This window comes from Cellulosimicrobium cellulans, assembly GCF_007679345.1.
In the GTDB taxonomy this organism is placed as follows: Bacteria; Actinomycetota; Actinomycetes; order Actinomycetales; family Cellulomonadaceae; genus Cellulomonas; species Cellulomonas cellulans_A.
Window position 1 is genome coordinate 419,195 of sequence record NZ_VEGH01000003.1, and the last position, 20,250, is coordinate 439,444.

The 20,250-nt window shown below is 74.8% G+C and carries 15 protein-coding genes; 11 read left to right on the forward strand and 4 right to left on the reverse strand.

Annotated features, from left to right (window positions below):
* Positions 1-4: 4 nt before the first annotated feature.
* The 4 genes from pflA to FS882_RS06410 all read right to left on the reverse strand — a co-directional run bounded on the left by pflA (position 5) and on the right by FS882_RS06410 (position 7,543).
* Positions 5-892 carry a pyruvate formate-lyase-activating protein gene (gene pflA, locus FS882_RS06395; RefSeq protein ID WP_158371999.1) on the reverse strand — a complete coding sequence of 296 codons (888 nt, stop codon included), beginning with the start codon at positions 890-892 and terminating at the stop codon, positions 5-7.
* Positions 893-1,004: 112 nt separating this feature from the next.
* Positions 1,005-3,272 carry a formate C-acetyltransferase gene (pflB, locus tag FS882_RS06400; protein ID WP_158372001.1) on the reverse strand — a complete coding sequence of 756 codons (2,268 nt, stop codon included), beginning with the start codon at positions 3,270-3,272 and terminating at the stop codon, positions 1,005-1,007.
* A gap of 162 nt (positions 3,273-3,434) precedes the next feature.
* The gene (dxs, locus tag FS882_RS06405) at positions 3,435-5,330 is read right to left on the reverse strand and encodes a 1-deoxy-D-xylulose-5-phosphate synthase (protein ID WP_158372003.1); all 1,896 of its coding nucleotides are present in this window, start codon (positions 5,328-5,330) and stop codon (positions 3,435-3,437) included.
* 143 nt (positions 5,331-5,473) lie between these two features.
* On the reverse strand, positions 5,474-7,543 hold the full coding sequence (locus FS882_RS06410) for a glycogen debranching N-terminal domain-containing protein (RefSeq protein WP_158372005.1): 2,070 nt from the start codon (positions 7,541-7,543) through the stop codon (positions 5,474-5,476).
* 193 nt (positions 7,544-7,736) lie between these two features.
* On the opposite strand from FS882_RS06410, the gene FS882_RS06415 reads away from it, so the two are divergent.
* The 11 genes from FS882_RS06415 to FS882_RS06465 all read left to right on the forward strand — a co-directional run bounded on the left by FS882_RS06415 (position 7,737) and on the right by FS882_RS06465 (position 19,859).
* A complete protein-coding gene (locus FS882_RS06415) occupies positions 7,737-8,765 on the forward strand; it encodes a LacI family DNA-binding transcriptional regulator (protein ID WP_158372007.1) in 1,029 nt (342 codons plus the stop codon).
* A 36-nt stretch (positions 8,766-8,801) separates the two neighbouring features.
* Complete coding sequence (locus tag FS882_RS06420; protein WP_158372009.1) at positions 8,802-10,076, forward strand: extracellular solute-binding protein; 1,275 nt, start codon at positions 8,802-8,804, stop codon at positions 10,074-10,076.
* Positions 10,077-10,080: 4 nt separating this feature from the next.
* A complete protein-coding gene (locus FS882_RS06425; RefSeq protein WP_158372011.1) occupies positions 10,081-11,265 on the forward strand; it encodes a carbohydrate ABC transporter permease in 1,185 nt (394 codons plus the stop codon).
* Positions 11,262-12,173, forward strand: coding sequence for a carbohydrate ABC transporter permease (locus tag FS882_RS06430; protein ID WP_158372013.1), 912 nt, complete (start codon positions 11,262-11,264; stop codon positions 12,171-12,173). The genes FS882_RS06425 and FS882_RS06430 overlap by 4 nt, the downstream gene beginning before the upstream one ends.
* 94 nt (positions 12,174-12,267) lie before the next feature.
* Positions 12,268-13,722, forward strand: a complete 1,455-nt coding sequence (locus FS882_RS06435; RefSeq protein ID WP_158372015.1) for a GuaB1 family IMP dehydrogenase-related protein — start codon at positions 12,268-12,270, stop codon at positions 13,720-13,722.
* A 129-nt stretch (positions 13,723-13,851) separates the two neighbouring features.
* Positions 13,852-14,556, forward strand: coding sequence for a type 1 glutamine amidotransferase (locus FS882_RS06440; protein ID WP_158372016.1), 705 nt, complete (start codon positions 13,852-13,854; stop codon positions 14,554-14,556).
* Positions 14,553-15,287: an NUDIX hydrolase gene (locus tag FS882_RS06445; protein WP_262348103.1), complete on the forward strand. Its 735-nt coding sequence runs from the start codon at positions 14,553-14,555 to the stop codon at positions 15,285-15,287. The genes FS882_RS06440 and FS882_RS06445 overlap by 4 nt, the downstream gene beginning before the upstream one ends.
* 171 nt (positions 15,288-15,458) lie before the next feature.
* Positions 15,459-16,991 carry an MATE family efflux transporter gene (locus FS882_RS06450; RefSeq protein ID WP_158372018.1) on the forward strand — a complete coding sequence of 511 codons (1,533 nt, stop codon included), beginning with the start codon at positions 15,459-15,461 and terminating at the stop codon, positions 16,989-16,991.
* A gap of 9 nt (positions 16,992-17,000) precedes the next feature.
* Positions 17,001-17,813, forward strand: coding sequence for an EI24 domain-containing protein (locus FS882_RS06455; protein ID WP_158372020.1), 813 nt, complete (start codon positions 17,001-17,003; stop codon positions 17,811-17,813).
* A 279-nt stretch (positions 17,814-18,092) separates the two neighbouring features.
* On the forward strand, positions 18,093-19,295 hold the full coding sequence (locus FS882_RS06460; RefSeq protein ID WP_158372022.1) for a phosphotransferase: 1,203 nt from the start codon (positions 18,093-18,095) through the stop codon (positions 19,293-19,295).
* Positions 19,296-19,436: 141 nt separating this feature from the next.
* Positions 19,437-19,859: a DUF1801 domain-containing protein gene (locus FS882_RS06465; RefSeq protein WP_158372024.1), complete on the forward strand. Its 423-nt coding sequence runs from the start codon at positions 19,437-19,439 to the stop codon at positions 19,857-19,859.
* Positions 19,860-20,250 lie beyond the last annotated feature (391 nt).

The following is a 20,250-nucleotide window of genomic DNA, read 5'->3' on the forward strand; positions in this document are numbered from 1 at the left end:
CGGCTCAGAACACCGTCAGCCCGCGGTCCCGGAACTGCTGCCGCACCCGCGCCACGAGCTCCGGGCTCGGCGGCTCGGTGTCCTCGAGCTCGTAGGCCATGCCGAGGCTCTGCCACTTGTCCCGCCCCATCTGGTGGAACGGCAGCACCTCGACCCGGCTGACCGTGGACAGCGAGGCGACGTAGTCGGCGACCGCGTCGACGTTCTCCGGCGCGTCGGTGAGCCCGGGCACGAGCACGAACCGGATCCAGATCTCGGTGCCGCTCGCCGCGACGCGGCGGCCGAAGTCGAGCGTCGGCTGCAGGTCCCGCCCGGTGGTCTTCCTGTACGTCTCGGGGATGCCCGACTTCACGTCGAGCAGCACCAGGTCGATGTCGGCGAGCATCGCGTCCGAGCAGTGCGCACCGAGGTAGCCGGAGGTGTCGATCGCGGTGTGCACGCCGAGCTCCTTGGCCCCGCGCAGCAGCCGTGCGACGAACGCCGGCTGCATGAGCGGCTCCCCGCCGGAGATCGTGAGCCCGCCGCCGGAGACCGCGAACACGGGGACGTACCGCGCCAGCCGGCGCAGCAGCTCCTCGGCCAGCACCGGCTCGCCCCGGCGCATCTCCATCGTGTCCGGGTTGTGGCAGTACAGGCACCGCAGCGGGCAGCCGGCCAGGAAGGTGGTGAGCCGGGTGCCGGGCCCGTCGACCGCGGTGACGAGCTCCCAGGAGTGCAGCGACCCGAGCTCGCCGGCACGCATCTGCGCGAACTTCTCGCTGCGCTCCGCGTCGCTCACCGCGAGGCCCGCCGTGCCGGCCGTCGAGCGCTCGTGCGAGCCGCCCGTGACGGGCAGGCCGAGCTCGATCACCGGGGCGCCGACCTCGCCGACGACGGTCTGGCTGCTGCTCATGGTCGCGACCTCCTCGCGGGGTCCTGCTGGGTGGTGCGGGTGGTACGGGTCCTGCTGGTGGCGGGCCGCCCGGCCCGGGTCCTCCCCCGGGCCGGGCGGTCGCCGGTCGGCGTCAGACGCCGCCGTGGAACGTCCGGGACAGCACGTCGAGCTGCTGCTCACGGGTCAGCCGCACGAAGTTCACGGCGTAGCCCGACACCCGGATGGTGAGCTGCGGGTACTTCTCGGGGTGCTCCATGGCGTCCTCGAGGGTGTCCCGGTTCAGGACGTTGACGTTCAGGTGGTAGCCGGAGGACACGTTGTACGCGTCCATGAGGCCCACCAGGTTCGCCACCTGCTCCTCCTTGGTGCGGCCGAGGCCCGAGGGCACGACCGTCGAGGTGAGCGAGATGCCGTCCATCGCCTCGGAGTACGGCAGCTTCGCGACCGACATCGCGGAGGCGAGCATGCCGTGCGAGTCGCGCCCGTTCATCGGGTTGGCGCCCGGGGCGAACGGCTCGCCGGCGCGGCGGCCGTCGGGGGTGTTGCCCGTGGCCTTGCCGTAGACGACGTTCGAGGTGATCGTCAGCACCGACTGGGTGTGCAGGGAGTTCCGGTAGGTCTTGTGCTGCCGGATCTTCTCCATGAACGCCTTGGTGATGCCCACGGCGATGTCGTCGGCGCGGTCGTCGTCGTTGCCGTACTTCGGGAAGTCGCCCTCGATCACGTAGTCCGTGACGAGGCCGTCCTCGTCGCGCACCGGCGTGACCTTGGCGTACTTGATGGCCGACAGCGAGTCCGCGACGACCGACAGGCCGGCGATACCGCAGGCCATGGTGCGGAGGATCTGGCGGTCGTGCAGCGCCATCTCGAGCCGCTCGTACGCGTACTTGTCGTGCATGTAGTGCACGCAGTTCAGCGCGTCGACGTAGGTCTCGGCCAGCCAGTCGAGCAGCTTGTCGTACTTCGCCGCCACGTCCTCGTAGTCGAGGACGTCGCCCTCGACCGGCGCGGACACCGGCGCGACCTGCTTGCCGGACACCTCGTCGCGGCCGCCGTTGATCGCGTACAGCAGCGCCTTGGCGATGTTGACGCGGGCGCCGAAGAACTGCATCTGCTTGCCGACCCGCATCGGGGACACGCAGCAGGCGATGGCCGCGTCGTCGCCCCAGGAGGTGCGGATGAGGTCGTCGGACTCGTACTGGATCGCGGAGGTGTCGATGGAGACCTGCGCGCAGAACTTCTTGAAGCCCTCGGGCAGCCGGTTGCTCCACAGCACGGTCAGGTTCGGCTCCGGGGCCGGGCCGACGTTGTACAGCGTCTGCAGGAACCGGAACGACGACTTGGTGACGAGCGGGCGCCCGTCCTCGCCGATGCCGCCGATCGACTCGGTGACCCAGGTCGGGTCGCCGGAGAACAGCTGGTCGTACTCGGGGGTCCGCAGGAACCGGACGATGCGCAGCTTGATGACGAAGTCGTCGATCAGCTCCTGCGCGAACTCCTCGGTGATCGCGCCCGACGCGAGGTCGCGCTGCAGGTACACGTCGAGGAAGGTCGAGGTGCGGCCCAGCGACATCGCCGCGCCGTTCTGCTCCTTCACGGCGCCCAGGTAGGCGAAGTACAGCCACTGGACGGCCTCGCGGGCGGTGGTCGCCGGCTTGGAGATGTCGTAGCCGTAGGACGCGGCCATCTGCTTGAGCTCGACGAGCGCGCGGATCTGCTCCGCGTTCTCCTCGCGGTCGCGGATGACGTCCTCGACCGACGGCTCCATGTCCATCTCGTGCCGCTCGAGGCGCTTGGCCTCGATCAGCGCGTCCACGCCGTACAGCGCGACGCGGCGGTAGTCGCCGATGATGCGGCCGCGGCCGTAGGCGTCGGGCAGGCCGGTGATGATGTGCGACGAGCGCGCGGCCCGGACGTTCGGGGGGTACACGTCGAAGACGCCGTCGTTGTGCGTCTTGCGGTACGTGGTGAAGATCTTGGCGACCTCGGGGTCGACGTCGTAGCCGTAGGTCTCGAGGCTCTTCTCGACCATGCGCCACCCGCCGTTGGGGATCATGGCGCGCTTGAGCGGGGCGTCGGTCTGCAGGCCGACGATCAGCTCGTTCTCCTGGTCGATGTAGCCGGCCGGGTGCGACACGATCGTCGACGGGGTGTGGTTGTCGATGTCGTAGACGCCCTTGGCCCGCTCGGCCGGGAACATCTCGCTGAGCCTGGCCCAGATCCCGGTGGTGCGCTCCGTGGGGCCGGCGAGGAAGTCGGCCTCGCCGGTGTACGGCGTGTAGTTGCGCTGGATGAAGTCGCGGACGTCGATCCCGTCACACCAGGGTCCGGTGACGAAACCGTCCCAGGCCGGCGCGGTGGCGTCGGACCCGGTCGTGGGTACTGCGGTGGTGGACATCTGAAGCTCCCTCGCTGAGTGCGTCGTACTCGTGACGCTATTCACGAGGTCATGGGATGTCTTGGGACCGAGGTCCCGCCCCCTCGCCGAGGGTCCGGAGGGGTTGCGTGACGGTGCTCACGTCGGGGACCGAGGGCCCGGGAACGGGCCCCGCGACCCCGGTCAGGACGCGGCGCCGAGCGCCGCCAGCACGTCCCGCGCGAGGTCCGGCGCGGTCAGCCGCAGCCCGGTCAGGAGCTCGTCCCGGCTCGCGTGCTCCAGGTACCGCCGGGGCACGCCGAACGCCTGCACGGGCGTCGCGATCCCGGCGTCCCGCGCCCGCAGCCCGACCGCCGAGCCGATGCCGCCCTCGCGGACGCCGTCCTCGATCGTGACCGCGTGGTCGTGCTCGCCCACCAGCTTCACCAGCGCCGCCGGCACCGGCAGCACCCACCGCGGGTCGACGACCGTCACCCGCAGCCCGTGCTGCGCCAGCAGCTCCCCCAGCGCGAGCGCCGTGCGCGCCATCGCGCCGACGCCGCACACCAGCACCGACCGCGCGCCGTCCGGGCCGCCCGCCTCACCGCCGTGCCGCGCCAGCACGTCGACGCCGTCCACGTCGTCGACCGCGGGCAGCGCCTCGGTCAGCGCCCCCTTCGGGTACCGCACCACCGTGGGCGCGTCGTCCACGTCCACCGCCGCGCGCAGCGCCGACCGCATCGTCTCCTCGTCCCGCGGCGCCGCGAGCCGCAGCCCCGGGACGACGCCGAGCAGCGAGAGGTCCCACACGCCGTTGTGCGACGCGCCGTCGTCCCCGGTGAGCCCGGCCCGGTCGAGCACGAACGTCACGCCGGCGCGGTGCAGGCCGACGTCCATCAGCACCTGGTCGAACGCGCGGTTGAGGAACGTCGCGTACACCGCCACCACCGGGTGCAGCCCCGCGAACGCCATGCCGGCGGCGGTCGTCACGGCGTGCTGCTCCGCGATCCCGACGTCGAAGGTGCGCCGCGGGAACGCCTCGGCGAACGGGGCGAGCCCCACCGGCTGCAGCATCGCGGCGGTGATCGCGACGACGTCGGGGCGGCGGCGGCCGATCCGGACGATCTCGTCCGCGAACACCCCCGTCCAGCCGAACCGCGACGGCGCCACCGGCAGCCCGGTCTCGGGGTGGATCTGCCCGACGGCGTGGAACCGGTCGGCGACGTCCTGCTCCGCCGGCGTGTAACCCCGGCCCTTCTCCGTGATCACGTGCACGATGACCGGCCCGCCGAACGACCGCGCGCGGCGCAGCGCGAACTCGACCGCCGCCTCGTCGTGGCCGTCGACGGGACCGACGTACTTGAGCCCCAGGTCCTCGAACATCCCCTGCGGCGCGACGACGTCCTTGATGCCCTTCTTCAGGCCGTGCAGCGCGTCGTACGCGATCCGCCCGGGCGGGCCGGACCGCTTCAGCGCCTGCTTGCCCCACGACAGCACCGTCTCGTAGCCGCGGGTCGTCCGCAGGGCGTCCAGGTGCAGCGCGAGCCCGCCGATCGTGGGGGCGTAGGACCGGCCGTTGTCGTTCACCACGACCACCAGCCGCCGGTCCGAGCCGTCGGCGACGTTGTTCAGCGCCTCCCAGGCCATGCCGCCGGTGAGCGCGCCGTCGCCGACCACCGCCACGACGTGCCGGTCGTCCCGCCCGGCCAGCGCGTTCGCCCGCGCGATGCCGTCCGCCCACGACAGCGCCGTCGACGCGTGCGAGTTCTCCACCACGTCGTGCTCGGACTCCGCGCGGCTCGGGTAGCCGGACAGCCCGCCGCTCTTGCGCAGCCGGCCGAAGTCCTGCCGGCCCGTCAGCAGCTTGTGCACGTACGCCTGGTGGCCGGTGTCGAAGACCAGGGTGTCCCGCGGCGACTCGAACACCCGGTGCAGCGCGATCGTCAGCTCGACCACGCCCAGGTTCGGGCCCAGGTGCCCGCCCGTGCGGGACACCTGGTCGACCAGGTAGCGGCGGATCTCCCCCGCCAGCGCCCGGACCTGCCCCGCGGACAGCGCGCGCAGGTCGGCCGGGGACCCGATGCGGTCCAGCAGCCCCATGTCCCACCGCCCGTCGCCGTCGTCCGCGCGGCTCGCGTCCGAGAAGACCCCACCCTAAAGGGCGGGGTCGCCCCGGGCGCGGGCGACGTGCCCACGACCGGGTGCGACCCCGAGGAGACCCTGCGGCGGCGCCGTGCGCGCCGTCAGGACCGCAGGTGCACCGCCACGTCGGCCTCGGCCTCGACCTGCACCGAGCCGTCCGCGCCGACCCGCACCGCGAGCGGCGCGCCGCCCAGGCGGAGCCCGCGCACGGCGACCGCCCCGAGGGGCGACGGCACCGGCGGCGCCACGGTCAGCCGGCCGCCGGGCACGTCGGGGGCCAGCCCGAGCGCCGCCCCGAGCACCGACACCGCCGCCGCGGCCGACCAGGCCTGCGGGCGGCACGCCGCCGGGTACGGCACGGCGCGCGGCACGGTGCCGCGGGTGTCGCCGCCGTAGAGCTCCGGCAGCCGCTGGTCGAAGTCCTGCGCCGCCGCGAGCAGCCCCTCCGCGAGCGCCGCCGCCTCCCGGGCGTGCCCGGCGCGGGCCAGGCCCTGCACGACGATCGCGGTGTCGTGCGGCCACACGGCGCCGCCGTGGTAGCGCAGCTCCCAGTAGCCGGCCGACTCCGTCGACATCGTGCGCAGGCCGTAGCCCGAGTCCATGTCGGGGCCCACCAGCCGCGCGGCGACCGTCGCCTCCTCCTCGGCCGACAGGATCCCGGTGCCGAGCAGGTGGCCGATGTTCGACGTCACCGTGTCGACGACGCGCTTGTCCGCGTCGAGCGCGATGCCGGGGTAGGCGCCGCGCTCGTCCGACGTCCAGAACGAGGCACGGAACCGCTCGGCCAGCGCGGCGGCCCAGGCGCGCCACCGGTCCCCGCCCTCGCGGCCGAACGCGTCGAGCAGGGCCGCGCCGGCGACGGCGGCCTCGTGCGCGTAGCCCTGCACCTCGGCGAGGGCGATCGGGCCGGTCGCGAGCCCGCCCGCCTTCCACTGCACCGAGTCGCCCGAGTCCTTCCAGCCCTGGTTCGCCAGGCCGGAGCCGGTCTCGTCGGCGTACTCGAGGAAGCCGTCGCCGTCCGAGTCGCCGTGGTCGGACATCCAGGCCAGCGCGCGCTCCATCGCGGGCAGCAGCGCCTCGACCTCGTCCGCCGGCATGCCCCAGCGCCAGGCGTCGTGCAGCAGGCAGACCCACAGCGGCGTCGCGTCGACCGTGCCGTAGTACACCGGCGGCAGCACGGTGCCCTCGCCCGGCATCGACAGCTCGGCGCGGCGCACCTCGTGCAGGATCTTGCCGGGCTGCTCGGCGGTGGCGGGGTCGACCTTCGTGCCCTGCAGCGTCGCGAGCGTGCGCAGCGTGCCCGCCGCGAGCTCCGTGCCGAGCGGCAGCAGCATGCGCGCGGCCCAGAGCGAGTCCCGGCCGAACAGGGTGAAGAACCACGGGGCGCCCGCGGCCAGGAACACGTCGTCCGGCGCGAACCGGGCGCTCAGGCGCAGCGTGCCGAGATCGGCGAGGGCCTGGTCGAGCAGGGCGGGCAGCCGGCGGTCCGCGGCCTCGACGTCGAGCGGCTGCCACTCGGGCTCCGCGCGGCGGGGCGCCGTGACCGGGCCGGCGGCGTCCGTGACGTCGAGGATCCAGGCGACCGCGACCGGCTCCCCGGTCGTCGCCTCCAGGTCCCAGGCCAGCCGCACCGTGCCGTCGGCCTCGACCGCGAGGGCCGCACCCGGCGCGGACAGCACCGCCGCCACGTCCGCGTCGGCCTGCCAGCGCGCGCCGTCCGCGGTGCGCTCCGGGGTCGGCGCCGCCTGCACCGCCGCGCCCGACTTGATCCAGTCCATCGGCGTCCCGTCGGGGCGCAGGGCGATCTCGAGGCGCGCCGCCACGGGCTCCGCGGTCGAGCAGGACAGCGTCAGGGTCTCCGTCACCCGGCCGGGCACGACCTCGCGCAGCCGCTCCAGCCGCGCCGTCGGGTCCGCGCCGGGGCCGTCGACGGAGCGGGCGAGCAGCACCGTGCGGGCCCGCCCCGGCCCGTCCGCGCCCGACGCGACCGCCTCGGGCACCGCGCCGCCGACGGTCAGCCGCGCGCCGGACAGCACGCGGACATCGCCGTGGTAGACGCCCTGGGCGCCGCGGCCGTCCACCAGGCCGATCTGGCCGTCGGCGTCCGACCACGCCTGCGTGGGGGCGTGGACCGCGACCAGCAGGTCGTGCAGCAGGGGCTGGAGCTCCATGGGTACCTCGTCGTTCGGGAGGGGCGTGCGGTGGTCAGGTGACGGGGCCGCCGAGACCGGATCGTGACCCGGCCGCGGCCCCGCCCGGCTTGACAGGCCCGGGGGCGCTGGCAACTCTAGGGGCAACCGTTTGAGCGTTCCAATCGCGACTTGGAACGATCATATGCCCACCGAGCGACGCGAGGGAGCGCCCATGGACGCCACGACGCGGCCGACGCTGGAGAGCGTCGCCCAGCGCGCCGGCGTGTCCCGCCAGACGGTGTCCAACGTGCTCAACGCGCCGCACCTCGTGCGCGCCGACACCACCGAGCGCGTCCGCGCCGCCATCGACGCCCTCGGCTACCGGCCGTCCTCGGCCGCGCGCCAGCTGCGCACCGGGCGGTCCCGCGTCCTGGGGCTGCGGCTCGAGCCGGTGCACGACGGCATCAACGGCGCGGTGCTCGACCGGTTCCTGCACGCCCTCACCGAGAGCGCCCAGGCCCGCGGGTACCGCGTGATGCTGTTCACCGCACCGGACGACGACCGCGAGATCGCCCAGTACAGCGAGCTGCTCGACACCGCCGACCTCGACGCCTTCGTCCTCACCAGCACCCACCGCGACGACCGGCGCGCCGCCTGGCTCGCCGAGCGCGACGTGCCGTTCGTGACGTTCGGCCGGCCGTGGGGCGAGCGGCCCGAGGGCGCCGGCGCCCACCCGTGGGTCGACGTCGACGGCTCGGCCGGCACCCGCGCCGCCGTCGACCACCTGCGCCGCCTCGGCCACGAGCGCATCGCCTACCTCGGCTGGCCCGACGGGTCCGACGTCGGCGAGGACCGCGCCGCCGGCTGGGCGTCCGCGATGGTCGACGCCGGCCACGACGGCTCCCTGCTGCGCCGGCTGCACGCCCGCGTCCCCGACGGCGTCGCGGCCGGGGCCCAGGCCACCGAGCGCGTCCTCGCCGACGCGGCGCCGACCGCCGTGGTCTGCGCGTCCGACTCCCTCGCCCTCGGCGCGCTCACCGTGGCCCGCAGCCAGGGCACCACCCTCGCCGTGGTCGGCTTCGACGACACTCCGGTCGCCGCCGCCGTCGGCCTCACCTCCGTGGCCCAGCCGCTCACCGAGGCCGCGCACCGCGCCCTCGACCTCCTGCTCGACCAGCTCGACGGCACCGGCGGCACCCGCAGCCGCGAGGTCCTGCTGGCCCCGCACCTGGTCGAGCGCGCGTCCAGCCGCACCCCCTGACCCTCCGTGCACCACCCCCTGAAGGAGAGAACCCCCATGCAGCACCGCATCCCCGCCCGAGGGCGGCGCCTCCTCGCCACCACCGCCGTCGGCGCGGCCGGCGTCCTCGCCCTGTCCGCCTGCGGCGGTGGCTCCGGCTTCGAGGACGACGGCGCCGACGCCGCGTCCACCGAGGGCGGCGGCTCGCTCAGCATCCTCATCGGCTCCTCCGGCGACGCCGAGACCGACGCGGTCAAGGCCGCGGTCGCCGCCTGGTCCGAGGAGTCCGGCGTCGACGCCACCGTGCAGGTCGCGTCCGACCTCACGCAGGAGCTCAGCCAGGGCTTCGCCTCGGGCGACCCGGCCGACGTGTTCTACGTGAGCGCCGACCAGTTCCAGACCTACGCCGCGAACGGCTCGCTGTACCCGTACGGCTCGGAGCTGGACGACGCCGACGACTTCTACCCGTCGCTGGTCGAGCAGTTCAGCTACGACGACGAGCTCGTCTGCGCGCCGAAGGACTTCTCCACGCTCGGCCTCATCATCAACACCGCCGCGTGGGAGGCCGCCGGCCTCACCGACGCCGACGTCCCGACCACCTGGGACCAGCTGACCGACGTGGCCGGGAAGCTCACCACCGGCGACCAGGTCGGCCTCGGCTTCTCCGGCGAGTACCCCCGCGTCGGCGCGTTCCTCGCCCAGGCCGGCGGCACGCTGGTCAGCGAGGACGGGACCGAGGCCACCGCCGACTCCGCCGAGAACGTCGAGGGCCTCACCTACGTCCAGCAGCTGCTCGCCTCGGGCTCCGCGGCCTACGCCGCCGACCTCGGCACCGGCTGGGGCGGCGAGGCGTTCGGCACCGGCGCGGCCGCGATGACCATCGAGGGCAACTGGATCACCGGCGCCATGGAGAACGACTACCCGGACGTCGACTACCGCGTCGTCGAGCTGCCGGCCGGCCCGGCCGGCCAGGGCACCCTGCAGTTCACCAACTGCTGGGGCGTCGCCGCCGACTCGACCAGCCAGTCCGACGCCGTCGACCTGGTGCAGTACCTGACCGCCACCGACCAGCAGCTCGCGTTCTCCGAGGCGTTCGGCGTCATGCCGTCCGTGCAGTCCGCGGCGGACGGCTGGAAGGAGCTGTTCCCGGAGATGACCGCGTTCATCGACTCGGCCGACTTCGCGCAGAACGTCGTCAACGCCCGCGGGGCCGCGGACGTCATCACCGACTTCAACGCCCAGCTCGAGGGCCTGAAGACCGGCGACCCGGCCGCGATCCTCGGCTCGGTGCAGACGAACCTGCAGGCCGTGCTCGACGAGAACGCGTCCTGATCCGATGACCACACAGGCGGCGGTGCCGCTCCGCCGCCGGCGTCGCGGCCCCGGGTCCACCCGGGGCCGCGAGGCCGCGTCGGGGTGGCTGTTCCTCACCCCGATGCTCGTCATCCTGGGGCTGTTCCTGGTCGTGCCCGTGCTCATGGCGCTCTGGGTCAGCCTGTCCGACTGGACCGGCCGCGGCAGCCCGTTGTCGTCGGACGTCGGGTTCGTCGGGCTCGACAACTACGAGCGCCTGCTGCTCGGCGGCGGCCTGGCCACCCAGGACTTCGGCACGGCGATGCGCAACAACGCGTACTACGTCCTGCTGGTCGTCCCGCTGCAGACCGCGCTCGCCCTGTTCCTCGCGACGATGGTCAACCGCGCCGCGCTGCGCGGGAAGGGCTTCTTCCGGACGGCGTTCTACTTCCCGTCGGTGACCTCGTCGGTCGCCATCACCGTGCTCTGGCTGTTCCTGTTCTCCGCCTCCGGCACCATCAACGCGATCCTCGCGAAGCTGTCGATCACCGGGCCGAACTGGTTCAACGACCCGCAGGGCGTGATCCACGTGCTGCTCGGCACCCTCGGCGTCGACGCCGCGCCTGCCGCGCTGGCGCAGCACGGGTTCCTCGGCATCTCGCTGTGGGAGTGGGCCGCCGGCCCGTCCGTGGCGATGACCGCGTTCATCCTGCTGGCGATCTTCACCACCTCCGGCACGTTCATGCTGCTGTTCCTCGCGGCGCTGCAGGCCGTCTCCGCCGAGGTCGAGGAGGCCGCGGTCATGGACGGGGCGAACGCCCGGCAGCGGTTCTTCCGCGTCACGCTGCCCATGCTGAAGCCGACCGTGTTCACCGTGGTGACCCTCGGCCTCATCGGCACCTGGCAGGTCTTCGACCAGATCTACACCGGCACCCAGGGCGGCCCGGCGAAGACCACGCTCACCCCGGCGTACCTGTCGTACACGGCGGCGTTCCAGAACAACGAGTGGGGCCGCGGCGCCGCGATCGCGTTCGTGCTGTTCGGGATCATCGTCCTGCTCACCGTCCTGCAGCGGGTCGTGCTGCGCGAGCGGGGGGTGCCCCGGCGCAAGCGCTTCTACCGGACCCCGCCCGCTCCCCCGGCCGCCGTCGCCGCGACGGCCGGGACCACCGGCGGACCCGGTGCCGGCGCCACGACCTCCACCTCGACGACCGGGAGCGACCGATGACCAGCGCCACCGTCACCAGCGGCACCCGGGGCGCGACCCGGGGCGCGCCCGGCGGCGCCGTCCCGCGGGCGCGCCGCAGCCGGCGCCGGATGCTCGCGACGTCGTTCACCTACGCGGTGCTCGTCGTCCTGGCGCTGCTGTACGTCTACCCGTTCCTCATCCAGGTGGCGACGTCGTTCAAGACCGACGCCGAGGCCGCGCAGAACGCGATCTCCCTGATCCCGCAGACCTGGTCCACCGCGGCGTACGAGCGGCTGTTCCTGCGCTCGGACTTCCCGCTGTGGTTCCGGAACTCGGCGATCGTCACCGTCGTCGTGACGATCGGGCGGGTGTTCATCAACTCGCTCGCCGGCTACGCCCTGGCGCGGCTGCGGTTCCGGGGGCGCGGGCTCGTGTTCGCCGGGCTCGTCGCGGTCATGGCCGTGCCGAACGTCGTGCTGCTGATCCCGAAGTTCCTCGTGATCAAGCAGGTCGGCATCTACAACTCGTTCGCGGGGCTCATCATCCCGCTGCTCGCGGACGCCGCCGGCATCTTCATCATGAAGAACTTCTTCGAGTCGATCCCGCCGTCGGTCGAGGAGGCCGCCCGCATGGACGGCGCGGGGACCTTCCGGGTGTTCTGGTCCGTCGTGCTGCCGATGGCCCGGCCCGCGCTGGTGACCATCGTGATCCTGTCGTTCCAGGGCTCCTGGAACGAGCTGTCGCACTTCATCGTCGCGTCCCAGGACCCGCAGCTGGTCACGCTCACCAAGGGCGTCGCCCAGCTGGCGTCCGGGCAGCTCTCGCAAGGCACGCAGTACCCGCTGAAGCTGGCCGCGGCGGCGATCATGACCATCCCCGTCGCCGTGCTGTTCTTCGTGTTCCAGAAGCGGATCATGAACCAGAGCGCCGGTGCTGTGAAGGAGTAGTGCCCGTCCCGCGGGGCCCCGGTGCGGGGTCCCGCGGTCCCGGGTGGGGGCCGCAGGGCGCCCGGTAGCATCGGGCGGAAAGGGGAACACACCTATGCGCTTCCTGCCCGGGCACCAGCCCTCCTCCGACCTCACCTACGGCGACGTCTTCCTCGTCCCGTCGCGGTCCGAGGTCGCCTCCCGCTTCGACGTCGACCTGTCGTCGACCGACGGCACCGGCACGACCATCCCGGTCGTCGTCGCCAACATGACCGCCGTCGCCGGCCGCCGGATGGCCGAGACCGTGGCCCGCCGCGGCGGCCTCGCGGTCCTGCCGCAGGACGTCCCGACGGACGTCGTCGCCGACGTGGTCGCGTCCGTCAAGGCCAAGCACACCGTCGTCGAGAGCGCCGTGGTCGTGTCCCCGCAGGACACCGTGCACACCGCGCTCACCCTCATCGGCAAGCGCGCGCACGGCGCCGCGGTCGTCGTCGAGGGCGACCGGCCCGTCGGCGTCGTCACCCCCGCCGACTGCGAGGGCGTCGACCGGTTCACCCAGATCGCGGACGTCATGTCCGGCGACCCGACGACCGTCGAGCTGTCCGTCGTCGAGTCGGGCGGCACCGCGGGCCTGGAGGCGGCGTTCGAGCGGCTGCACGGCTCGCGCCGCAAGTTCTCCCCCGTCGTCCGCGACGGCCGGCTGGTCGGCGTGCTGACCCAGGTCGGCGCCCTGCGGTCCTCGATCTACACGCCGGCCCTCGACGCGCAGGGCCGGCTGCGGGTGGCCGCCGCCGTCGGCGTGAACGGCGACGTCAAGGGCAAGGCCGCCGCGCTGCTGGACGCCGAGGTCGACGTCCTCGTCGTCGACACCGCGCACGGCCACCAGCGCAAGATGCTCGACGCCCTCGAGGCCGTCCGCTCGCTCGACCCCCGGGTGCCCGTCGTCGCCGGCAACGTCGTCACCGCGGAGGGCACGCGCGACCTCATCGCCGCGGGCGCCGACATCGTCAAGGTCGGGGTCGGCCCGGGCGCGATGTGCACCACCCGGATGATGACCGCCGTGGGGCGGCCGCAGTTCTCCGCGGTGCTGGAGTGCGCCGCGGCCGCGCGCGAGCTCGGCAAGCACGTCTGGGCCGACGGCGGCGTGCGGCACCCCCGCGACGTCGCGCTCGCCCTGGCCGCGGGCGCCTCGCAGGTCATGGTCGGGTCCTGGTTCGCCGGCACCCACGAGTCCCCCGGCGACCTGCACGCCGACGGCGACGGCCGGCTGTACAAGGAGAGCTTCGGCATGGCCTCGGCCCGCGCCGTCGCCGCCCGCACCCGCGGCGGGTCCGCGTTCGACCGCGCGCGCAAGGCGCTCTACGAGGAGGGCATCTCCTCCTCGCGGATGTACCTCGACCCCGAGCGCCCCGGCGTCGAGGACCTCGTCGACCGGATCACCTCCGGCGTGCGGTCCTCCTGCACCTACGTGGGCGCGACCTCGCTCGACGAGTTCGCCGAGCGCGCCGTCGTCGGGATCCAGTCGGCCGCCGGCTACGACGAGGGCCGGCCGCTGCCCGACGGGTGGTGACCGGCGCACGGTGCGACCGCGCCGCCTGACGAGGTGACGGACGGGCCCGGGCCCGGGGTGCGACACCCCCGGACCGGGCCCGCCGTCGTCCCGCCGGGCCCCGCGCCGCGCACCGGTTAGGGTCGCCCCGTGAGCCAGCCGCGTCCCGTCCTCGTCCTCACGCACGTCGCGCACGAGGGGCCGGGCCTCGTCGCCCGCGCGCTCGACGGCCTGCCGATCACGACCCGCACCGTGCTGGACGACCCGTCGCCGCGCCTGCCATCCGTCGCCGACCTGGCCGGGCTCGTCGTCATGGGCGGCCCGCAGGACGCCGACGACGACGCCGGGCACCCCGGCCTGGCCGCCGAGCGCAGGCTCCTGGCCGAGGCCGTGGACGCGGGCCTGCCGACGCTCGGCGTCTGCCTCGGCATGCAGCTGCTCGCGCTCGCGCTCGGGGCGCCGCTGCACCGGCGGCACGGCACCGAGATCGGCTTCGCGCCCGTCGACGTCGTCGCGCACGACCCGCTGCTCGCCCCCGCCGGCCCGCGGCCGACCGTGCTGCACTGGCACGCCGACGCCGTCGACCTGCCCGACGGGGCCACCCTGCTCGCGTCCACGGGGACCACCCCGGTGCAGGCGTTCCGCGCCGGGTCCGCGGTCGGCACCCAGTTCCACCTCGAGGTCGACCCGACGGTGCTCGACCTCTGGCTGACGACCCCGCAGATGGTCGCCGACCTGGAGCCCGACGAGGTCGCCGCGATCCGGCTGGGCTCGCGGCAGCACCTCGCCGCGCTGCGACCCGGTGCGGACCTCGGTCTGGCGTCGTTCGCCGCGGCCGTGCGGGAGCGGGCGTGACGACGGGGCCGGCCGCCGGGCCGGAGTCGGGCGGGGCCACCGGGGCGCTGGCCGACCTGGTCGCGCTCTGCGCCGAGCGGCCGGTCTGGGCCCCGGACCCCGAGCGTGCCTTCGACACACCACCGCCCGGCCGGGAGGCGGCGCACGCGCGACCGGTCCGGCAGTCGGCGGTGCTGGTGCTGTTCGGCGTCCTCGACGCAGCGGGCGCGCGCGCGGACCACCCGGCGGTGGCGGCCGACCTGGACGTGCTGCTGACCCGGCGCTCCCCCACGCTGAGCCACCACCCCGGCCAGGTGTCGTTCCCCGGCGGCGGCATCGACCCGACCGACGCCGGACCCGAGGCGGCGGCGCTCCGGGAGGCCCGGGAGGAGACCGGCCTCGACCCGGCCGGCGTGCGGGTGCTGGGCACGCTGCCGCTGCTGCCGGTCACCGTCAGCCGCAACCTGGTCACGCCCGTGCTCGCGTGGTGGGACCGCCCCTCCGCCGTGGCGGCCGCCGACCCGGCGGAGACCGTCGACGTGTTCCGGGTGCCGGTGGCCGACCTGGTGGACCCCGCGCGGCGGGTGACGACCGTCCTGCGCCGCGGCGGCCACGAGTGGCGCGGGCCGGCGTTCGACGCCGACGGCGTGCTCGTGTGGGGCTTCACCGCGTTCATCCTCGACCGGCTGCTCGACGCCGTCGGCTGGGCCGTCCCGTGGGACGAGAGCCGGACGGTGCCCGCCCCGGTGTGACGTCGCCCGCTGCGGTCCGTCGAACGGGTGGAGTCCGCCGCAGAAACCTCTGGTCACCGCGCGTCGAAACGATACGATCGGTGCAGCGGCACGACGGCACCACCGGCGACCGCCCTCCCCCCGCTCGACCGATCCCCACCCACCCCCGCCCTGCCCCGGAGCACTCTCGTCATGGCCAAGGTCCTGACCGCCGGCAGTCCCTGGCGCGTCATCCTCGTGTTCGCCGTCCCCCTGCTGGTGGGCAACGTCGTCCAGCAGCTCTACCAGTTCGCCGACGCCGTCGTCGTCGGCCGCCACCTCGGCGTCGACTCGCTGGCCGCCGTCGGCGCCACGGGCAGCCTGCTGTTCCTGCTCCTCGGGTTCGCCTGGGGCATGACCTCGGGCTTCGCGATCCCCACCGCCCAGGCGTTCGGCGCCCGGGACGCGGCCGCCGTGCGCCGCTCGGTCGCGGCCGGCACGATCCTCACCGGCGCGACGAGCGTGCTGCTCACCGTCGGCGCACCGCTGCTGGCCGGGCCGGCGCTCGGGCTGCTGCAGACCCCGGCCTCGCTCATGGCGGAGGCGACGACCTTCGCCCAGGTGAGCTTCCTCGGCGCGGGCGCGATGATGTTCTTCAACTTCCTCGCCGCGGTCATCCGGGCGATCGGCGACTCCCGGACGCCCCTGTGGTTCCTCACGCTGGCGTGCGTGCTCAACGTCGTCCTGGTCGTGGTCATGGTCGGGCCCATGGGCCTCGGCGTCGGCGGTGCCGCGCTCGCGACGGTCGTGTCGCAGGCGCTGTCGGTCGCGCTGTGCCTGGAGTACGTCCGGCGGCGCGTGCCCGTGCTGCACGTGCACCGCGCGGACTGGCGGGTGCCGCGGGCCGTGCTCGCCGAGCACCTGCGCCTCGGGCTGCCGATGGGCTTCCAGGCGTCGATCATCGCGATCGGCACGCTCGCCGTCCAGGTCCGGCTGAACACGCTCGGTGCCGACGCCGTCGCCGCGTACACGACGGCCGCCCGCGTCGACGGCCTCGCGGTCGCGCTGCTGCAGTCGCTCGGCCTCGCGGTGTCGATGTTCGTCGCGCAGAACCTCGGCGGCGGCCGCCCCGACCGCATCCGGCAGGGCGTCGTGCAGGCGACGTGGCTCGCGGTCGCGGGCTCGGCCGTGCTGGGCGTCGTGCTGTTCGCGTCCGGAGGCTCGCTCGTGCGGCTGTTCGTCGGCGACGGTGCCGCGGGAGTCGTGGCGATGGCGACCCAGTTCCTGCACGTCAACGCCGCGCTGTACGCGGTCCTCGGCGTGCTCTTCGTGCTCCGCGGTGCGCTGCAGGGCCTCGGCCGCACCGGGGTGCCCACGCTCACCGGGGTGATCGAGCTCGCGATGCGGGTCGGCGCCGCGATCGTGCTCGGCGCGGCCTTCGGGTTCGTCGGCGTCGTCTGGGGCAACCCGCTCGCCTGGGCCGGCGCCGTGGTGCTGCTCGTGCCGGCGTACCTGCGGGCGCACCGCGCGCTCGGGCGCGAGCCGATCGCGCCGCTCGACCGCGTCGGGGCGACGCCGGTGCCGGTGCCGGTCGAGGGCCCGACGGACGGGTCGATGGTCGTCGACGCGGTCGTGCCGCTGCCTGCCGAGTCCGGCGCCGGGCACGAGACGGGCGCCGGCGTCCCCACCCCCGCCCACGGGCAGGACGACGCCCTCCGGCGGCGGGACGACGTGCCCGCCACCTAGGCTGCCCGCATGCAGGAGTTCCTCGCAGGCGCCCGCCTCCTCGGCGGCGGCTGGTCGTGGTGGCGGCGACGTCCGGGCGCGATGGCGCGCGGCCTGATCCCCGCGGCGATCGTCGGCGCCGTCGTCCTGGCGGCGCTGATCGCCCTCGTGGTCAACCTCGACGCGGTCGGCGAGACGCTCACCCCGTTCGCCGACGGCTGGCCGCCCGGCTGGGAGCGCACCGCCGAGCTCGCCGCCCAGGGCGTGGTCCTGGTCGCCGCGGTCGTCCTGGTCGTCGTGACGTTCACCGCGCTCACGCTCACGGTCGGCGAACCGTTCTACGACCGGATCTGGCGCGCGGTCGAGCAGGACACCACCGGCACCGTCCCCGAGGGCTCGACCGGCCTGTGGCGCGGCGCGGCCGACGGCGTGGCGCTCGTCGCGCGTGGCCTCGTCGCCGCGGCGGTCGCAGGGCTGCTCGGCCTCGTCCCCGTCGTCGGCGCACCCCTCGGCTGGGTCGCGGGCGTCGGCCTCACGGGCTGGGTGCTCGCGCACGAGCTGTCGTCCCGCGCGCTCGTGGCCCGCGGGCTCTCGCGCCGGCAGCGCAACGCGCTGCTCCGCGCGCACCGTGCGCGGGCCCTCGGCTTCGGCGTCGCGACGCAGCTGTGCTTCCTCGTGCCGGGCGGGGCGGTGGCGACGATGCCGGCCGCCGTCGCCGGGTCGACGCTGCTCGCGCACTCGGTGCTGCCGCAGGCGGCAGTGCCGGTCCCGGTGCGGTCGGCCGCGCCGGGCGCGGCCGGCCCGACTCCGCCGCCGACCCGGGGCGACGCCGGGCGTCGCTGACGTCGGGCGGCGGCGCGGCGGCGACCACCACGGCCTCGGCCCAGCCGAGCGGGTCGTCCCACGCGACCCCGGCGAACTCGGAGGCAGCCCCGAGCACGCGCCATCGCGGGCGGCCGCGCCGTCGTGCCGGAGCCGCACGGGAGGGGTCGCGAGCGGTGCACCGGCCCGGCCGGTACCTCCGTGCGCAGGCGCGCGAACGGGCACCCCCGAGGCGAGTAGCCTGACCGGTCCGCCCGGGCACCCGCTCGGCGTCAGCCGTGCCGCACCCGAGGAGCCCCCGTGCCCGTCAAGCCGCCCGCCGAGGTCGACCTCACCACCGACCTGGTGCGCGCGCTGCTCCAGGACCAGCACCCCGACCTCGCGGCCCTGCCCCTCCGGCTGGCCGCCCACGGCTGGGACAACGCGACGTTCCGGCTGGGCGACGACCTGGCCGTGCGGCTGCCGCGGCGCGAGGCCGCCGCGCACCTGCTCGAGCACGAGCAGCGCTGGCTCCCGACGCTCGCGCCGCTCTGCCCGGTCCCCGTGCCCGCACCCGTGCGGACCGGCCGACCGAGCCCGCTGTTCCGGTGGTCGTGGAGCGTGGTGCCCTGGGTCAGCGGGGTGCACGTCGCCGACCAACCCGTCGCGGACCGCACCGTCTGGGCGCCCGAGCTCGCCGAGGCGCTCGTCGCGGTGCACGTGCCGGCGCCCGCGGGCGCGCCGGTGAACCCGTTCCGCGGCGGCGCGCTCGCCGGCCGGGCGGCCGCGCTCAAGGCCCGGCTCGACGCGGGCCACCTCGACGTCGCGATCGCCGCCGCCGCGGGCACCGGGGCGGACGCCGCGGGCGGCGACGCGGGCACCGGCGGCGTAGACACGACCGCGCCCGGCGGCGACGCGGGCACCCGTGCCGCGAGCACCACCGCGCCGAGCGGCGACGCGGGCACCCGTGCCGCGGACACGACCGCGCCGAGCGGTGACACCGACACCCGTGCCGCCAAGACGAGCACGACGAGCGGCGGCGCAGGCACCGGCCGGACGAGCGCAGGGACGAGACCGACGCCAGCAGACACGAACGCAGCGCGCGCTGCCGCGGGGACATCGAGCGCCCGCGCGCGTCTCGATGCCCTGTGGCGGGACGCGCTGCTCGCACCGGCGTGGCCGGGGCCGCTCGTGTGGCTGCACGGCGACCCGCACCCGGGCAACCTGGTCGCGGCGGGCGGCCACCTCGCGGGCCTGCTGGACTTCGGGGACATGACGGCCGGCGACCCCGCGTGCGACCTCGCGACCGCGTGGCTGACCTTCGACGCCCGCGGCCGCGCCGCATTCCGGGCGCGTGCCGATGCCGTGGCCGACGCCCGCGGGCCCCTCGACCCCGGACGCTGGCGCCGAGCAGCCGGGTGGGCGCTGGTCATGGCGTCGGCGCTCGTGACGCACGGCGACGACGACCCCGTCATCGCCGCCGCCGGCTTCCACGCGATCGGCGAGCTCATCCGGGACGCCTGACCCCTGCGGGCGACGCCGATGGTCGAGCCCCGAACCGCCACCGATCGCCCACCGGCCGGCCCCTGGAACCGACACCGAACGTCGACCGGCCGGCCCCTGGCGCCGACACCGAACGTCGACCGGCTCCGGCACCATGGACTTATGCCCGACGCCCCGAAGACCGTGCCGACCGACGCCGACGTCGACGAGTTCCTCGCCGCTGTACGCCCCGAGCGGCGGCGCCGGGACTCCGTGCGGGCGCGCGAGCTGCTCGAGCGAATCACCGGCGAGCGCGCGGTGCTGTGGGGGCCGTCGATCATCGGGTTCGGCAGCACGCGCTACCGGTACGCGTCGGGACGCGAGGGCGACTGGCCGCCGGTGGCCTTCGCGCCCAGGAAGACCGCGCTGACGCTGTACCTGATGGACGGCTTCGAGGCGCACGCCGACGACCTCGCAGAGCTCGGGCCGCACACCGTCAGCACGGGCTGCCTCTACGTGAAGGACCTCGACGCAGTCGATCAGCCCGCACTGGAGCGGATCCTCACCCGCAGCTGGAACGCACGCGGCACCGACCCCCACGCCTGACCCCGAGCGACCCGGACCACGCGCACCCCTGGCCGACCCGTCGGCCGAGCACCCCTGCGACCGCGGCCGCAGTGCACGCAGACTGCACCTGGCGTCTGTGCGTCTGCCGTCAGGGACAGCCACGACCTGAAGACCGGGCGTGAGGAGGGCTCGGCGTCGTAGCCACCGAGACTGCACTTCGCGTCTTTGAGTTCGTCGTCCGGGACAGTCACGAGGTGGAGACTCGGCGTGCTGGGCGGGGCGCCCGCGCGGGTGCACAGGGGGCTCCGGGAAACAGAAAGAGCCACCCCCGGAGGGGTGGCTCTTTCTGAAAAGATGTCCGGCGGCGTCCTACTCTCCCACACCCTGGCGAGTGCAGTACCATCGGCGCTGAAGGGCTTAGCTTCCGGGT

What these genes read in the sequence shown, in the direction of transcription:
- dxs (WP_158372003.1), bottom strand. Translation starts at nt 5,330, where the DNA reads ATGGGGCTGCTGGACCGCATCGGGTCCCCGGCCGACCTGCGCGCGCTG.
- FS882_RS06410 (WP_158372005.1), bottom strand. Translation starts at nt 7,543, where the DNA reads ATGGAGCTCCAGCCCCTGCTGCACGACCTGCTGGTCGCGGTCCACGCC.
- FS882_RS06420 (WP_158372009.1), top strand. Translation starts at nt 8,802, where the DNA reads ATGCAGCACCGCATCCCCGCCCGAGGGCGGCGCCTCCTCGCCACCACC.
- FS882_RS06450 (WP_158372018.1), top strand. Translation starts at nt 15,459, where the DNA reads ATGGCCAAGGTCCTGACCGCCGGCAGTCCCTGGCGCGTCATCCTCGTG.
- pflB (WP_158372001.1), bottom strand. Translation starts at nt 3,272, where the DNA reads ATGTCCACCACCGCAGTACCCACGACCGGGTCCGACGCCACCGCGCCG.
- FS882_RS06425 (WP_158372011.1), top strand. Translation starts at nt 10,081, where the DNA reads ATGACCACACAGGCGGCGGTGCCGCTCCGCCGCCGGCGTCGCGGCCCC.
- FS882_RS06455 (WP_158372020.1), top strand. Translation starts at nt 17,001, where the DNA reads ATGCAGGAGTTCCTCGCAGGCGCCCGCCTCCTCGGCGGCGGCTGGTCG.
- FS882_RS06415 (WP_158372007.1), top strand. Translation starts at nt 7,737, where the DNA reads ATGGACGCCACGACGCGGCCGACGCTGGAGAGCGTCGCCCAGCGCGCC.
- FS882_RS06435 (WP_158372015.1), top strand. Translation starts at nt 12,268, where the DNA reads ATGCGCTTCCTGCCCGGGCACCAGCCCTCCTCCGACCTCACCTACGGC.
- pflA (WP_158371999.1), bottom strand. Translation starts at nt 892, where the DNA reads ATGAGCAGCAGCCAGACCGTCGTCGGCGAGGTCGGCGCCCCGGTGATC.
- FS882_RS06430 (WP_158372013.1), top strand. Translation starts at nt 11,262, where the DNA reads ATGACCAGCGCCACCGTCACCAGCGGCACCCGGGGCGCGACCCGGGGC.
- FS882_RS06465 (WP_158372024.1), top strand. Translation starts at nt 19,437, where the DNA reads ATGCCCGACGCCCCGAAGACCGTGCCGACCGACGCCGACGTCGACGAG.